Source organism: Methylorubrum sp. B1-46 (assembly GCF_021117295.1).
GTDB lineage: Bacteria > Pseudomonadota > Alphaproteobacteria > Rhizobiales > Beijerinckiaceae > Methylobacterium.
The window spans coordinates 3,711,533-3,726,654 of sequence record NZ_CP088247.1 but is presented as its reverse complement, the minus strand read 5'-3'; the positions used below and the strand labels follow the sequence as shown (position 1 = coordinate 3,726,654).

Genomic DNA, 15,122 nt, shown 5'->3' with positions numbered 1-15,122 from the left:
CGGCTCATGCCGCCCAGCCGCACAGGCGGCACGCACACCCCTGTGCCCTTCCGAACCATACACCTTGTGGTTCGGGAAGTCGGCTCCAGCCTTGCGGCGGTTTCCCGCAAGGGGTAGCCCCCGCACGCCTGAATCTCCAGTCGGCGCGGCACCGTTCGGTGCCCTGTGAGAGAAGGTGTGTCGAGAGGAAGGCCCATGGATCAGCCGAAGCCCAGAGAAGGGGTCAGGATCGCTCGGGCAGGCGCAGGACGGCCGGGCTACGTGACGGTGAAGGGAGCCAGGGAGCACAATCTACGCGACGTCGACGTGGAACTGCCGCGCGACGCCCTCGTGGTGTTCACCGGCGTCTCCGGCTCCGGCAAGTCCTCGCTCGCCTTCGGCACGCTCTACGCGGAGGCTCAGCGGCGCTACTTCGAATCGGTCGCACCCTACGCGCGGCGGATGATTGATCAGGTCGGCGTGCCCGATGTCGATGCCATCGAGGGTCTTCCCCCTGCCGTCGCCCTCCAGCAGCAGCGCGGCACACCCAGCGCCCGCTCCTCGGTCGGCAGTGTCACCACCCTGTCCAGCCTCGTGCGGATGATGTACTCGCGCGCCGGCACCTATCCGCCGGGCCAGCCGATGCTCTACGCGGAAGACTTCTCGCCCAACACGCCGCAAGGCGCCTGCCCGTCCTGCGGCGGGCTCGGGCGGGTCTACCAAGCGACGGAAGCATCGATGGTGCCCGACCCCTCGCTGACGATCCGGGAGCGGGCCGTCGCGGCGTGGCCGCAAGCCTGGGGCGGACAAAACCTGCGGGATATCCTGGTCAGCCGGGGCGTCGACGTCGACACGCCCTGGAAGGATCTGCCGAGAGCGCTGCGGGATTGGATCCTGTTCACGGACGACCAGCCGCAGGAGCCGGTCTATGCCGGGCTCTCCCCGGAGCAGACGCGGCTCGCCCGCCAGCGTCGCCTGGAGCCGAGCTACATGGGCACATTCACGAGCGCCCGCCGTCATGTGCTCGGCACCTTCACCAACTCGCAGAGCGCCCTCATGCGCCGCCGCGCCGCGCGCTACCTCGTGAGCGAGGATTGCCGGACCTGCCAAGGCAAGCGCCTGAAGCCTGAGGCGCTCTCCGTCACCTTCGCGGGATGGGATATCGGTGAGCTGTCGCGCATGCCGCTCTCCGAACTCGCCGAGGCGATGCGGCCGGCAGCCGAGGACAGGCTGCCCGACGACCACGCTGCCGCCGGCGTCGTCCAGGAAATCCTCGACCGCGAAGCGGGTCAACGGGATCGCGCCCGGCGCGCGGCCTCCGGAGCGTCGGCCCATGCGGGCGCGCCGGACGTGCGCGTGACACCGAACCTCTCCATCGAGAAGCGCCTCGCCGCCCAGCGCCTCGCCGCCGACCTCGTCGACCGGATCGGGACCCTCACGGAGCTGGGCCTCGGCTACCTCTCGCTGGATCGGGTCACCACGACCCTGTCGTCGGGCGAGTTGCAGCGCCTGCGCCTCGCCACCCAGCTCCGCTCACAGCTCTTCGGCGTGGCCTACGTGCTCGACGAGCCCACCGCCGGGCTGCACCCGGCCGACGGTGAGGCCATGCACGAGGCGCTCGCCGGGCTGCTTGCCTCGGGCAATTCGCTGTTCGTCGTCGAGCACGATATCGGCACGATGCGCCGCGCCGATTGGCTGGTCGATGTCGGTCCGGCCGCGGGCGAGCACGGGGGCACCGTGCTCTACAGTGGCCCGCCGGAGGGCTTGCGCGCGGTGGAGGCGTCGCGCACGCGCCTCCACCTGTTCGGGCTGGTCGAACCGCCGCGGCGTCCGCTGCGCGAGCCTTCGGGATGGCTGCGGCTGGAGGGCATCGTCCGCAACAACCTATGCGGCGTCTCGGCCGCGTTCCCGCTCGGATGTCTCACCGCCGTGACGGGCATCTCCGGCTCCGGCAAGTCGAGTCTCGTCAGCCAAGCCCTGCTGGAACTCGTCGGCGACCGCCTCGGACGGCCGATCGACATCGACGACGAGCCGGAGGATCCCCTCGACGACGCACCGGGCCCGACCGAAGGGCGCATCGTCGGCGGCATGGAAGGAGTCCGGCGCTTGGTCAAGGTCGATCAGAAGCCGATCGGGCGCACGCCCCGCTCCAATCTCGCGACCTATACCGGCCTGTTCGACGCCGTCCGCAAGCTGTTCGCCGCCACGCCCGAGGCGCGCCGGCGCCGCTACGACGCCGGCCGCTTCTCCTTCAACGTCGCCAAGGGCCGCTGCCCGGCCTGCGAGGGCGAGGGGTTCGTCAGCGTCGAACTCTTGTTCATGCCGAGCGTTTACGCCCCCTGCCCGACCTGCCACGGGTCCCGCTACGCGCCGGAGACGCTGGAGGTCACGTGGAACGGGCTGACCATCGCGGACGTGCTCGGGCTCACCGTCGAGCGTGCCTGTGACGCCTTCGCGGACGAGCCCACGGTGCTGCGCCCGCTTTCCGTGCTGCGGGATCTCGGTCTGGGCTACCTGCGCCTGGGTCAGCCGGCGACCGAACTCTCCGGCGGCGAGGCCCAGCGCATCAAGCTCGCGACCGAGCTGCAGCGGGGCCAGCGCGGGGGGACGCTCTACGTCCTCGACGAGCCGACGACCGGGCTGCATCCGACCGACGTGGATCGCCTCATGCTCCAACTCAACGGCTTGGTCGATGCGGGCAACACGGTTGTCATGGTCGAGCACGACATGCGCGTCGCCGCAGCGGCCGATCACGTCATCGATGTGGGGCCCGGCGCCGGAAACCTGGGTGGCACGGTGGTGGCGGCCGGCCGTCCCGAGGTGGTGGCCGAGGCGTGGGCGAGCCGCACGGCACCATATCTGCGGGAAGAGCTGGATGCCCATGAAAGCGAGGGCTCGCGACCGCAGCATCCCCAATGATCTTAAGCAGGCACGGACGATGTCTGCTTATGGATAATGGAAAATCTGTAATATCTGTTGCTGACTTTGCGACCCATGCAATGGCCGCGGTATTATACGGTCTCCGCTGGATCGCTTCGGCTTCGCCTCGCGATGACGGCGTCGGGCAAAACCCGAAGCGATCAATCGGAATCGGTCTTATGCCAAATTGCTCGATCCATTCGAGATAGCCGTCCTCGATCATTCCGGGGCCGCGCAGCGGAACCCGGAATCCACCCATGATGCGGCAGGTCCCTGCCCCGTCGAGGCCAGTCGTGGATTCCGGGTTTGCCTGCGGCACCCTGGAATGACGGAGACCAGTGTCAGACCGAACTCTTCAATCGGCTGGTTTTGTGTAATCCTTTGATCTGGCCGATCACACCAAGCTGGGTATGACGAGGGTGAGCCTGTATCCGCTCTCGTCCAGCTTGCGCTCGACGGCCGCCTGAAGCTGCAGGAGCGACATCTCGATCAGCGACGTGCCGAAGCCGCGGCCGGCACTGACCGCAGTGCGGCGCGTCATCCGCTCGGTCCATTGCAGGCTGAGCCCCTCGGAGCGGTGCTCCCAGGTCACTTCGAGGCGACCGTCCTCCGTGCCGAGGGCTCCGTACTTCACGGAATTCGTTGCGCATTCGTGCAGGATCATCGCGAGCGAGGACACGTAGCGCCAGTCGACGGCCGTCGGCGGCCCCTCGATCTCGATCGGGATGTGGTCGCGGTAGGGCTGCAGGGTCGCGCTCACGAGGCTGCAGAGGTCGCTCATTCCCTGGTCGGTGGTATGGTCGGCCAGCGAATGGGCCCGGCCGAGCGCGGCGATGCGGTCGCGCGTGTCGTGCGCGAAGGTCGCGACGTCCTGCTGCAGGCGGGCGCCCGCCGTGATCATCCCCCCGATGATCGCGAACAGATTCTTGACTCGATGATTCATCTCGCGAAGCATCAGGTCACGGGTCTCGGTCAGGGCGTGCTCGGGCGAGACGTCGATGGAGACACCGATGATCCGGCGCGGTGCGCTGCCGACGATCAGTCGCCCGTAGCTCCGGACGTACCGGGTGGCGTGCCCGTCGCCACGGACATGCAGGCGCGCCTCGAAATCGCAGAGGCCTCGGGCCGCCTGCGCGAACGCGTCCCGCACCTCCCTGCGATCCTCGCGTCGCAGGCGCGCCTCCAGATCCGCGAGCGGGTGGCGCCCCTCGGAGGCGAGGTCGAGCATGGCGGCGGCCGTGGCATCGACCATGATGGTGTCTTCGTCGGGCAGATACTCCCAGATGCCGATCCCGCCGGCCTTGATCGCGAGGTCGAGCCGCTCCCGCTCGGCGGCGAGTTCGCGCTCGAGCGAGAGCGCCTCGGTGATGTCGGTCAGCACCAGGGTCGCGCCGTCGACGCTCGCGCTCTGAAGGCGGTAGGGCAGCACCCGCAGGGACAGGGTGCGCTCGCCGTCGCGGGTCACGACCCGCCGCTGGATCGCCGAGCCACCCGCGCACACCGCCCGCGCGTCGGCCAGGTACTCCGGACCGGCGAGCCGCGTGGCGACGTCGGCGAGCGGCCGCCCACGGTCGCTCGGCTGCAGCGGGAAGACCGCGGTGGCCGAGCCGGTGAAGCTGCGCACCCGCAGGTCGCGGTCGAGCACCACCACCGCGAGATCGGTCGATTCGAAGAAGTTACGCAGGTCGGCGTTGGCGACGGTGAGCTGGTCGATCTTCGTCTTCAGCTCGTCGTTGACCGTGGTCAGCTCCTCGTTGGTCGATTGGAGCTCCTCGTTCATCGACATCATTTCTTCGTTGGAACTTTTCAGCTCCTCGTTGGCGGTCTCCAATTCCTCGACCGTCGAGCGCAGCTTGTAGCGGGTGCGCAGCAACTCCTCTTCCAGGGCTTCGACGTGATCGCCGCCGGCATCCATCTCGACGAGGTCAGGGTCGCTCGACGGGCGGAAGGCGCCCGCGTCACGCAAGACGAGAAGCATGGTGGCGTCCGGCAGCGGATCGCAGACAAGCTCGATCTGCTGGACCCCGTATTCGGACACCACCTCCACGTCCCGAACCACGACGCGCTTGCGGGCGTCTCGGGTCTGCCGCAGCAGGGGGCCGATCACGTCGCGCAGCCCTGGGCGTGCCAGCGTGATGGCGCTGGTGCCGCCGGTACGCGTCACGGGAAAGTCGAAGTAGCGGCTCAGGCGCCCATAGGCCGCGATGATGGCGCCGTCCTCGTTCAGGACCATGCTCGGCGGGGCGTAGCGCTCCAGCATGCGCCGGGCGGCCGCCGTCTCGTCGGCGATCGGTGCAGCCTTCTGCCCATCGTTCGGGTTGCGGCGCGCCTCGCTGCGCCGGGCATGTCCGGGTAGGTCGATCGGGTATTTCGGCGAGCCCGGCGGCCGCTCGAACAGGCGGGCGTGCTGGTCGATCGGGGGGAACAGTTGCTCGAACCGGCTGACGCTCTCGGAGGGGCCGAGGAAGAGGTAGCCGCCCGGCCGCACCGCGTAGTGGAACAGCGGCAGCACCGATTGCTGCAGGCGGTCATCGAAGTAGATCAGCAGGTTGCGGCAGGACAGAAGATCGATCCGCGAGAAGGGCGGATCCTTGACCAGGCTGTGGCTGGAGAAGCGGATGAGGTCGCGGATGTCTGAGGCGATCGTGAAGCGCTCGGCGTGGGGCACCACGTAGCGCTCGCGCAGGGGCGCCGGGATATCGGCGAGTGCGGCGGCCGGGTAGGTCGCCTCGCGGGCGATCTGCAGCATGCGCTCGTCGATGTCGGTGGCGAAGATCTGGACTGCGAGCGGCAGGTCGAGGCGCCGCGCGGCGTCCGCGAACAGCATGGCGATCGAATAGGCCTCCTCGCCGCTCGAACAGCCCGGAATCCAGACCCGGATGTCCTCGTCCGGATCGCGGTCGCGCAGCAGCGGCTCGATCGCCCGCTCGCGCAGCACCTCGAACATCTCCGCGTCGCGGAAGAAGCGGGTGACGTTGATCAGCAAGTCGCGAAACAGCGCGTCGCACTCGGACTTGTCCGCCCGGATGCGGGCGAGATAGGCGCGGCCCGCGTCGATGCCGAGTACGTGCATGCGCCGCTCGACCCGGCGGATCAGGGTGGTGCGCTTGTAGCCGGAGAAATCGTGCCCGACCGCGGCGCGAAGCACCCGGCACAGGTCGTCGACGTGGTCGGCCAGCAGTTCTTCCCGATCGTCGATCGGGTCCGAGCCGCGGCGGCGGAAGAAGGCCGCGAGGCAGTTCACGATCTCGCCGGGCGGCTGCACGAAGTCCACGAGGCCGGTACCGACGGCCGAGACCGGCATGCCGTCGTAGCGGGCGGTGTCCGGCTGTTGCACCACGCAGACGCCGCCATGCTCCTTCACAGCCCGCAGGCCGGTGGTGCCGTCCGCCCCCGTGCCCGAGAGGATCACGCAGGCCGCGTTGGCCTGCTGATCGACCGCGAGCGAGAGGAAGAAGTCATCAATGGGGCGGCGCAGCCCGCGCGGCTGCACGAACTCGGTGAGCTCGAGCACGCCCTGCTGGATGGCGAGCCCGCGACCGGGTGGGATGATGTAGACCTTGTCGCCCTCGATACGCTCGCTGCCCTCGCATTGCAGGACCTCGAGATCGGTATGCCGGTCGAGGAGCTGCGCCAGCATGCTCTCGTGATTGGGATCCAGGTGCTGGACGATGACGAAGGCCATGCCGGTCGGCGCCTGGGCGCGCGAAAGCATCTCGCGCAGGGCCTCCAGGCCGCCCGCTGAGGCCCCGATCCCGACGACGGGACCGGCAAAGCGCGACACGGCTCCGGCTGCGCTCCCACCGCTTCGCGCCTCGGGCGCCTCGGGCCGGGCGGTTTCAGGGAAATCCGGTTCCATCGAGATCCGCGAGGGTGAGCTTGGCTTGGGCGACGGTGGCGACGGTGTTGGCAATCGCCTTGAGCGACCCTTCGAGGACGATCCCGCTCTCTGCGAGGGAGGGGCGCAGCCGGGACAGCGTTCGGCTCAGCTCGGCATCGTACGCCGCGAGCAGTTCGGGCTGCGAGCGGCTGACGTCGAATTGGGATGCGAAAAGAAAGCGCACCTCTCCGGACAAGGCCCGCAGCTTGGACATGTAGAGCAGGTTGACGAAGGGCCGCCCGTCCTTGCGGACGTTGAGGATGGTGGTGCGCACCGCGTTCACGCCATCCCTTTCGAGGAAGGCGTGGATCTTCTCCCTCGCCTCGGGATTCTCGGCATCGCCCTGCAGCAGACGGCAGTTGCGCCCGACGACCTCCGGCGCGGTGTAGCCCGTCAGCTTGTGGAACGGCTCGTTGACGAGGAGCAGCGGATTGTCCTCGCCCACCCCCGCGAGCGCCAGGGCGATGTGCGCCTGTTCGAAGTAGCGCTTGAGCGCGTCCGGAACGTTCGGGGAGGAAGACTGCGACTGCACGATGAATCCTTCGCCGCCTGCCGCCTCATCCCCGAGCGCGCGTGACCATCGTCAGCGACGCGCGGAACTAACATAGGATCTGCATCGCCGGAACTGCGCCATCCCTGGGTTCGGGGCGTCTTAGCGTCGCCGGCTTTAATTCTTGAACAGCGCACCCGTTCCTCGCCGGAACGTGATCAGATATCGGGGAAGCATCCAGACCGCGCCGGCTGCTGCGCAGGCCGTGTTCTACGCCTTCCGGCTGATCCGTTCGGGTCTGCCCAATCTCCTCCGTCATCACTTCGGCTTCGCCTCGCGATGACGGAAGAGAAATCGAAGCGGTCAGCCGGAAATCGTATGAGGTTTGGACGCGCCGACGAAGATCCCGTTCGGGGCGCGGGCCTCGCGCCGGGGATCGTCGAAACCGAGCAGGTCTGGAGCGACCTCCCGAAGGAAGCGCGCACAGGCCGCCCCGTCGGAGCCGGCCGTCATCCGGCGCGTGGGCTCGGATCAGGATCGCTTATGCCGGGACGATCTGTGCGTCCTGTGCGCACCTTTTGGGCGTTTCTCGTTCGGCAGGATAGGGCGTTCGCCTGCCCATGCCTGGGAAGGGACAGGCCCCTGCCCGGCTCGCTCAGCGCAGCAGAGGCTCCATCGCCTCACGGCTGCTTGTGGATCGGATCGACCCAGTAGACCGTCTCGGGCCGCTCGGCGGCCTCGACGTCGGGCAGGTTGACCACCACCGCCTCGTTGTCCGAGCGCACCAGCACGCAGTGCAGCGGCTCGTCGGTCGAGGCGTTGATCTCCTGGTGCGGCACGTAAGGCGGCACGAAGATGAAGTCGCCGGGCCCGGCCTCGGCCACGTATTCGAGCCGCTCGCCCCAGCGCATCCGGGCGCGGCCGGAAACGATGTAGATCACGCTCTCCAGGGCGCCGTGGTGGTGCACGCCGGTCTTGGCGTCGGGCTCGATCGCCACCGTGCCGGCCCAGATCTTCTGGGCGCCGACGCGGGCGGCATTGACCGCCGCCTGCCGGAACATGCCCGGCGTCTGCGCCGTGTTGGGATCGAGCCGGTCGCCGGGGATCACCCGCACGCCGTCGTGTTTCCAGCGCCCGGCGGCGCCTTCGTCGTGATCATGATCGTGCCTGTGGCCTTCGCCGCTCTCGTGCATGGTGATCTCTCCTGCCCGATCATCGCACGGCGGCGAGCGCATCGGAAAACCCGGTGTCGAGGATCGCTTCGGCGCGCGGGGCGCGGGCCGCCGGGATCAGGCCGGCGCGGACGTAGAGGTCGATGATGCGCTGTTGGTCGGCGATCACGCTCTCGTCGATCGGCACGGTGCGGTACCGGGCGCGCCCGAACCAGCGGAGCGGCACCGCCTCGGGCAGGCTGATCAGCCGCGACCACGCGGCGGCGTAGGGCGCCGGGTCGGTCAGCGCCCAGGCCCGCGCCTTGGCCAGACGGGCAGCGTAGTCGGCCAACAACGCGCGCTTTGATTTGAGGACAGCCTCGCTTGCCACCGCGTAGCTGAGACCCGGCGTGATGCCGTTGCCGTCGCGGACCACCCGCACGAGGCCGGCGAGTTCGGCCGCGGAGGTGTAGGGCTCCCAGGTCGACCACGCATCGACCGCGCCGGAAGTCAGCGCCAGCTTGGCATCGGCCGGCGGCAGGAAGCGGAACTGCACGCTGTCCGCGGGCAGCCCCGCCTCTTCGAGGGCGGCGAGGACGACCTGATGGCCGATCGAGCCGCGGTTGGTGGCGATGCGCTTGCCTTGTAGATCCGCGACGCTGCGGAGAGCGGAATCGGGCCGCACCAGGATGGCGAGCCCGTCCTGCCGGTTGCGGAAGGCGAGGAAGGCCTTGACCGGAACGCCCGCGGCGGCCGCGAAGGTGAAGGGCGCGTCGCCCACGCCGCCCGCATCGATCACACCCGCGTTCAGCGCCTCCAGCAGCGGGGCGGCGGCCGGGAATTCGCTCCATTCGAGGCGGTAGGGCAGGCCGTCGAGCACGCCTGCAGCCTCCATCAGGGCGCGGGCGTTGCCGCGCTGGTCGCCGACGCGCAAGACCTCCTCGGCGCGGGCCGGCGCGAGGGCGGCGAGGGCCAGCAGGATCAGGACGAGGAGGCGGGCCATCACGCGGCCTCCGCCGTGCCGCCGCGGCGGGCGAGCCGATCCTTGAAGGCGGGCAGCAGGTCGCGCCCGTACTGGATCGCGTCCTCCAGCGGGTCGAAGCCGCGGATCAGGAAGGTGCGCACGCCGAGATCGTGATAGTCGAGCAGCGCCTCGGCGACCTGCTCGGGCGTGCCCACGAGCGCCGTCGAGTTGCCGGAGGCTCCCGTCTCGGCGGCGATCGCCGTGTAGAGCCGCTCGTCGAGGCGCGAGCCCTGCGCCGCCGCGGCGAGCAGGCGGCGCGAGCCCTCGTTCTGCGGGGCCGGCGCCGGTCCGAGGCCGCGGGCGGCACGCAGCCGCCGGGTCTCGGCGAGGATGGCCTCCGCTCGCGCCCAGGCCCGCTCCTCGGTCTCGGCCAGGATCGGGCGCAGCGACAGGCTGAAGCGCGGCGAACGCCCGTGTGGGGCGGCTGCCGCCCGCACCCGGCCGATCAGCTCGCGCACCTGCGCCTGGGATTCTCCCCACAGCGCGTAGGTATCGGCGTGCCGGCCCGCTACCGCGAGCGCGGCGGGCGAGGCGCCGCCGAAATAGATCGGAATCGCTTTCACCGGCTTCACCTCGGAGAAGCCGGCCTCGATCCGGTAATGCGCGCCCGCGTAGTCGAAGGGCGTCTCCGAGGTCCAGGCAAGGCGCAGGATGTCGAGGAACTCGCGGGTGCGGGCGTAGCGCTCGTCCTTGGTGAGGTGGTCGCCGTCGCGGGCCAGATCACGGTCGTCGCCGCCGCTGATCGCGTGGATCGCCACCCGCCCGCCGGTGAGCCGGTCGAGTGTCGCGAACTGGCGGGCCGCGACGGTCGGCGCGGTGAAGCCGGTGCGGTGGGCAATCATCAGTCCGATCCGCTCCGTGACGGCGGCGATCTCGGCGGCGATCAGCAACGGATCGGGCGCCGTCGCGTAGAAGGCCACCAGCACCCGGTCGAATCCGGCCCGCTCGTGCGCCTGGGCCAGCAGACGCAGGTAATCGGGCTCGATCGCGGGGCCGCGCGGGGCGCGCGACTCGGAGACCTCGTGGGGGGCGACGAAGCCGATGAACTCGGTCGCTTCGGGCGGCAGCAGGCTCATGCGGAATTCCCTTCAATCAGACGCCAAGCGCGGCGCGGCCAGCGGCGACCCGCACCGCGTCGCCCTGCGGCCAGTGGATGCGCGCACACAGCACGTCGCGCAGGTGCCGCTCCAGCGGGTTGTTTCGCGAGAGCGCGGCGTTTCCGCAGAGCTCGGCGACCCGCTGCACGGCCTGGATCGCGTTCTCGGTGACGGTGAGCTTGACGAAGCCGGCCTCCTGCGGGGCCGGCGGCGCGCCCGCATCGGTCTCGGCGGTGAGGCTCGCCACGAGCCGGGCGTTGACAGAGAGCAGTCGCACGTTCTCGCCGAAAGCCTCGTGGAACCGTGGCAGGCTCGCGAGCGGCGCGCCGAGACTGCCTGGCACGCGCTCGTGCAGGAAGTGCGCGAACCACGCTTGCGCCGCCCGCGCGACGCCGTCGTAGAGCGCGGCGAGCAGGGCGCAGCTCCAGGCCTGCTGCAGCGGATCGGGCCGGCGCCAGTCTTCCGGGCGGCGCAGATCGACGGCGTGGTCGCCCGGCACGAAGGTCTCCTCGAACACCACGTCGTGGCTGCCCGAGGCGCGCAGGCCCAGATGGTCCCAGCTCTCCTCGATGCGGATGCCCGGGGATGACATCGGCACCAGCCAGTTGCCGATCCGCGGCTCGGCCTCGTCGGTGCGGGCGAAGACGAGGCCGTAGGAAAGCCCCGGTGCGCCCGTCGAATAGATTTTTCGGCCCGTGACACGCCAATCGCCGCCGTCGCGCCGGGCGATCGTCGCGGGCAGGCCGCCGCGGGCGGGGGTGCCCAGATCGGGCTCAACCCTCAGCGCGTTGATCAGGGCGCCGTTCGTCACGGCCTCGCGCCCGACACGGTCGGCGAGCGCGCGCGGCCAGGATGTGCCGTCGCGGTGGATCAGCCCGTGCTGGAGCAGCGTCATCGCCAGCACCAGGGCGACCGCCGGATCGCCCGCGCCGATGGCGCCGACGACCTGCGCCGCCCGCACCAGCCCGCCCCCGCCGCCGCCGAGTCGCTCCGGTGCGGCGAGCCCGATCAGGCCGGCCTCGCGCAGCGACGCGATGGGCGCATGCGGGAAGGCGCCGCTGCGGTCGCGCTCGCCGGCGGTCGCGGCAAATTCTTCGGCGAGCGTCCGGGCGGTTTCGAGGAACGCGGTCATCGAAGGGGCATGGGGTGAAGAGGCATGGGGCGAAGGAACATGGGGCGCGAATGAGAGGTCCGGATCGGCCGGTGGGCCGCGTACAGAGGTGAGCGGCGGGCGGTTTTTATGCTCGGCGCAGAGCATCGTTCCGTCAACGAAACGTATTTCCAAAGTCGAGAACGCCGAAAGGATGTTCTGCCCGCGTACCCGAAGATACGGGAAGATCACCCTTTGACCTGCCGTGGAGGCGCAGGACATCTGCTGTGAGCGCCAACTCGGCCCGTCCTTGCTCGATGATCCTTCCGTGATGTCGTCGCCGTCCGATGCTCAGGCATGGATCGGCGCCGAAACAGAACGCCGGATGGAAAATCTTCTCGCTCGAAGCATCTTCGGGAAATCCCATCGCAAGACATGCTGAATTTTGGAAAGATGCTTCGATTGACTTTGCCGCTGCGCGAATAAAAACTGAATAAATCGGCCCGACCAACGAGGCTGTTCCCGATATCGACACGCCACGCCGTCCCGGCCCACCGGGCGGATATCCGCGCGTGTGCCCCCTTCTCGGAGACGACCATGACCGACGAGCCCTTGCGCCCCGGCCTTCTGCCGTCGCGCCGGTTCCTGCTCCGCACGGGCGCCGCCGCGGCGGCTCTGCCCCTCGGGTTCGGAATCGGCGGCGTGCGCGCCTGGGGGCCCGGCCCGGCGGTGCCTTTTGATCCCGGCTCGATCTGCCGCCCCGCCGTCGCGGAGGCCGCCGCCGGGCCGCTGAAGCCGATCAAGCTCGCCTGGAACGCCACCGCGGTCTGCACCGCCGCGGCGCCGCTGGCCAAGGAGCGCGGCATCTTCGCCGCCCACGGCCTCGACGTGGAGTTCGTCAATTTCGGCGGCTCGACCGAGGCGTTGCTGGAGGCCATCGCCACCGGCAAGGCCGATGCCGGCATCGGCATGGCGTTGCGCTGGCTGAAGCCCCTGGAGCAGGGCTTCGACGTGAAGATCACCGCCGGCCTGCACGGTGGCTGCCTACGGTTGCTGGGGGCGAAATCGGCCGGCATCACCGACATCGCGGCGCTCAAGGGCAAGACGATCGCGATCAGCGATCACGCCAGCCCGGCCAAGAACTTCTTCGCACTCCTGCTCGCTAAGGCCGGCATCGATCCGGAAACCGGCGTCGAGTGGCGGCAATACCCGGCCGATCTCCTCAACCTCGCGGTCGAGAAGGGCGAGGCGCAGGCGCTGGCCGATTCCGATCCGCGCACGTGGATCTGGCTGAAGGACCCGAAATTCACCGAGGTCGCCACCAACCTCTCGGGTGAGTACGCCGACCGGACCTGCTGCGTGGTGGCGATGCGCGGCAGCCTGATCCGGGGCGACCGCGCGGCGGCCACGGCCCTCACCCGCGCCGTGCTGGAGGCCGGCCACCGCGTTCACGCGGACCCGGAGGACGCCGCCCGCATCTTCTCCGGCTACGGCGGCCGGGGTTCGGTCGAGGATCTGGCCGCGATGCTGCGGAGCCAGCACCACGGCGACCGTCCGGTCGGCGCCGACCTCAAGCGCCAGCTCGTGCTCTACGGCGACGAACTCAAACAGGTGAACGTCCTCAAGCGCTCGACCGACACGGCCAAGTTCGCCGAGCGCGTCTATGCCGACGTGCTGAGCTGAGGGCGCATCCATGGCCAGCCTGACCGGATTCGCCGGCACCCTGCCCGCCGCCGGGCGTCTTCCCCGCCCGCCGCTGAGGGCGCTTGCCCTCGGTGCGGCGTGGCTCGCGCTCGCGGGCGCGACCTACGCCCTGCCCGAGGAGGGCGACTTTCCCCACACCGTGGGTTTCGCGGGCGGGGCGCTGGCCCTTGGGCTCGTCCTGCCTCCGCTCACCGCCTTTTCGGCGCGCCTCGGCCGGGCCGGGGCCTCGCTCGCATATTGGACGCCCTGGCTGACACTCGTCGCACTCGGTTTCCTCGCCTGGGAGCTGATCACCGCGAAGTTCGCGCTCCTGCCGATGCCGTTCTTTCCGCCGCCGCAGGCGATCCTGGAGGTCTTTCTCGACGACTGGCCCCAGCTCGGCGGCAGCATCCTGGCCTCGCTGAAGCTGCTCGCGGGCGGCTACGTCATCGGCGCCGGCCTCGGCTTCGCGCTCGGCGTGGCCATCGGCTGGTCGAAGGCGGTGGGCTACTGGGCTCATCCGGTCCTCCGCTTCGTCGGGCCGCTGCCGGCGACCGCGTGGCTGCCGCTCGCCTTCTTCGTGTTTCCCTCCTCGTGGTCGGCCAGCACCTTCCTGATCGCACTCGCCACCGGCTTCCCGGTGACGGTGCTGACCTGGTCGGGGGTCGCCGGGGTCAACAAGGCCTATTTCGACGTGGCGCGCACGCTGGGCGCCTCGCCCGCCTTCCTCGTCCTGCGGGTCGCGGTGCCGGCGGCCCTGCCGCACGTCTTCGTCGGGCTGTTCATGGGGCTCGGCGGCTCGTTCGCCGTGCTGGTGGTGGCCGAGATGCTGGGCGTGAAGGCCGGCCTCGGCTGGTATCTGCAATGGGCGCAAGGCTGGGCGGCCTACGCCAACCTCTACGCCGCACTGATCGTGATGGCGCTGATGTGCTCCGGGCTGATCACCCTGCTGTTCGCCCTGCGCGACCGGGTGCTCTCCTGGCAGAAGGGACTGGTCCAATGGTAGCCGTGACGCTCGAACGCCCTGCCGCCACCGCCGCCGGATCGCGCCTCGCGGTCGAGGCCGTCTCCCACGCCTTCGACCTCCGCGGCACGGCGTTGCCCGTCCTCGACCGTATCAGCCTCGACGTGGCGCCGGGCGGCTTCGTGGCGCTGCTCGGTCCCTCCGGCTGCGGCAAGTCCACCCTGCTGCGCCTCGTCGCCGGGCTGGAGCCGCCGGGCGCCGGCCGCATCGCCGTCGATGGCCGGCGGGTCGAAGGTCCCGATCCGTCGCGCCTCCTCGTGTTTCAGGACCCGACGCTCTATCCCTGGCGCAGCGTGCGGGGGAACGTGATGCTCGGGCTGGAGGCCCGCGGCGTCACGAGGCCCGAGCGGGCGGCGAAGGTCCAGACGGCGCTCCGCCTCGTCGGGCTCGATGGCTTCGCCGAGGTGTTTCCGCACCAGCTCTCCGGCGGCATGGCCCAGCGCGCGGCGCTCGCCCGCGCGCTCGTGAACGCACCGCGCCTGCTCCTCCTCGACGAGCCGCTCGGCAAGCTCGACGCCCTGACCCGGCTCGCGCTCCAGGCCGAGATTCTGCGGCTGTGGCAGGAGACGCGCTTCACCGCGCTCCTCGTCACCCACGATGTCGAGGAGGCTCTGGTGCTGGCCGAGCGCGTGATCGTGCTCTCCGACCGTCCGGCCGCGATCCGCGCGGACCTCCCCGTCGATCTCCCCTATCCGCGCCACCGCGACGATCCCGAACTGGTGCGCCTGCGCCGAACGATCCTCGGCATCCTCGGCCAACCGATCTGATCGGCTGCCCTGACGCGT

The 15,122-nt window shown here is 69.9% G+C and carries 11 protein-coding genes; 4 read left to right on the top strand and 7 right to left on the bottom strand.

Annotated elements, in window-relative coordinates:
• Positions 1 to 195 precede the first annotated feature (195 nt).
• A complete protein-coding gene (locus tag LPC10_RS17250) occupies positions 196 to 2,898 on the top strand; it encodes an excinuclease ABC subunit UvrA (RefSeq protein ID WP_231343668.1) in 2,703 nt (900 codons plus the stop codon).
• Between the two features lie 394 nt (positions 2,899 to 3,292).
• Here LPC10_RS17250 and LPC10_RS17245 read toward each other — a convergent pair whose 3' ends face one another.
• The 7 genes from LPC10_RS17245 to LPC10_RS17215 form a co-directional block, all read right to left on the bottom strand.
• Positions 3,293 to 6,682: a chemotaxis protein CheB gene (locus LPC10_RS17245; RefSeq protein ID WP_231343667.1), complete on the bottom strand. Its 3,390-nt coding sequence runs from the start codon at positions 6,680 to 6,682 to the stop codon at positions 3,293 to 3,295.
• A gap of 55 nt (positions 6,683 to 6,737) precedes the next feature.
• Positions 6,738 to 7,310, bottom strand: coding sequence for a PAS domain-containing protein (locus tag LPC10_RS17240; protein ID WP_231343666.1), 573 nt, complete (start codon positions 7,308 to 7,310; stop codon positions 6,738 to 6,740).
• A 638-nt stretch (positions 7,311 to 7,948) separates the two neighbouring features.
• Positions 7,949 to 8,461, bottom strand: a complete 513-nt coding sequence (locus LPC10_RS17235; protein ID WP_231343665.1) for a cupin domain-containing protein — start codon at positions 8,459 to 8,461, stop codon at positions 7,949 to 7,951.
• Between the two features lie 19 nt (positions 8,462 to 8,480).
• Positions 8,481 to 9,422, bottom strand: coding sequence for an ABC transporter substrate-binding protein (locus tag LPC10_RS17230; RefSeq protein WP_231343664.1), 942 nt, complete (start codon positions 9,420 to 9,422; stop codon positions 8,481 to 8,483).
• A complete protein-coding gene (locus LPC10_RS17225; RefSeq protein WP_231343663.1) occupies positions 9,422 to 10,519 on the bottom strand; it encodes an LLM class flavin-dependent oxidoreductase in 1,098 nt (365 codons plus the stop codon). Before LPC10_RS17225 ends, LPC10_RS17230 begins: the two co-directional genes overlap by 1 nt.
• Before the next feature lie 16 nt (positions 10,520 to 10,535).
• Positions 10,536 to 11,672: an acyl-CoA dehydrogenase family protein gene (locus LPC10_RS17220; RefSeq protein ID WP_231343662.1), complete on the bottom strand. Its 1,137-nt coding sequence runs from the start codon at positions 11,670 to 11,672 to the stop codon at positions 10,536 to 10,538.
• A 133-nt stretch (positions 11,673 to 11,805) separates the two neighbouring features.
• Positions 11,806 to 12,141 (bottom strand): hypothetical protein, encoded by a 336-nt coding sequence (locus LPC10_RS17215; RefSeq protein WP_231343661.1) that lies wholly within the window; start codon positions 12,139 to 12,141, stop codon positions 11,806 to 11,808.
• An 86-nt stretch (positions 12,142 to 12,227) separates the two neighbouring features.
• Between LPC10_RS17215 and LPC10_RS17210 the strand changes: the two genes are divergently transcribed.
• The 3 genes from LPC10_RS17210 to LPC10_RS17200 are packed head-to-tail and all read left to right on the top strand — an operon-like array spanning position 12,228 to position 15,104.
• Complete coding sequence (locus LPC10_RS17210; RefSeq protein ID WP_231343660.1) at positions 12,228 to 13,313, top strand: ABC transporter substrate-binding protein; 1,086 nt, start codon at positions 12,228 to 12,230, stop codon at positions 13,311 to 13,313.
• 10 nt (positions 13,314 to 13,323) lie between these two features.
• Positions 13,324 to 14,319 carry an ABC transporter permease gene (locus LPC10_RS17205; RefSeq protein WP_231343659.1) on the top strand — a complete coding sequence of 332 codons (996 nt, stop codon included), beginning with the start codon at positions 13,324 to 13,326 and terminating at the stop codon, positions 14,317 to 14,319.
• Positions 14,313 to 15,104, top strand: coding sequence for an ABC transporter ATP-binding protein (locus tag LPC10_RS17200; protein ID WP_108941299.1), 792 nt, complete (start codon positions 14,313 to 14,315; stop codon positions 15,102 to 15,104). The genes LPC10_RS17205 and LPC10_RS17200 overlap by 7 nt, the downstream gene beginning before the upstream one ends.
• The last annotated feature ends 18 nt before the right edge of the window (positions 15,105 to 15,122 follow it).

Bases quoted from the DNA above. Each gene is read 5' to 3' on its own strand.
- LPC10_RS17250 (WP_231343668.1), top strand. From the start codon at position 196: ATGGATCAGCCGAAGCCCAGAGAAGGGGTCAGGATCGCTCGGGCAGGC.
- LPC10_RS17235 (WP_231343665.1), bottom strand. From the start codon at position 8,461: ATGCACGAGAGCGGCGAAGGCCACAGGCACGATCATGATCACGACGAA.
- LPC10_RS17230 (WP_231343664.1), bottom strand. From the start codon at position 9,422: ATGGCCCGCCTCCTCGTCCTGATCCTGCTGGCCCTCGCCGCCCTCGCG.
- LPC10_RS17225 (WP_231343663.1), bottom strand. From the start codon at position 10,519: ATGAGCCTGCTGCCGCCCGAAGCGACCGAGTTCATCGGCTTCGTCGCC.
- LPC10_RS17220 (WP_231343662.1), bottom strand. From the start codon at position 11,672: ATGACCGCGTTCCTCGAAACCGCCCGGACGCTCGCCGAAGAATTTGCC.
- LPC10_RS17210 (WP_231343660.1), top strand. From the start codon at position 12,228: ATGACCGACGAGCCCTTGCGCCCCGGCCTTCTGCCGTCGCGCCGGTTC.
- LPC10_RS17205 (WP_231343659.1), top strand. From the start codon at position 13,324: ATGGCCAGCCTGACCGGATTCGCCGGCACCCTGCCCGCCGCCGGGCGT.
- LPC10_RS17200 (WP_108941299.1), top strand. From the start codon at position 14,313: ATGGTAGCCGTGACGCTCGAACGCCCTGCCGCCACCGCCGCCGGATCG.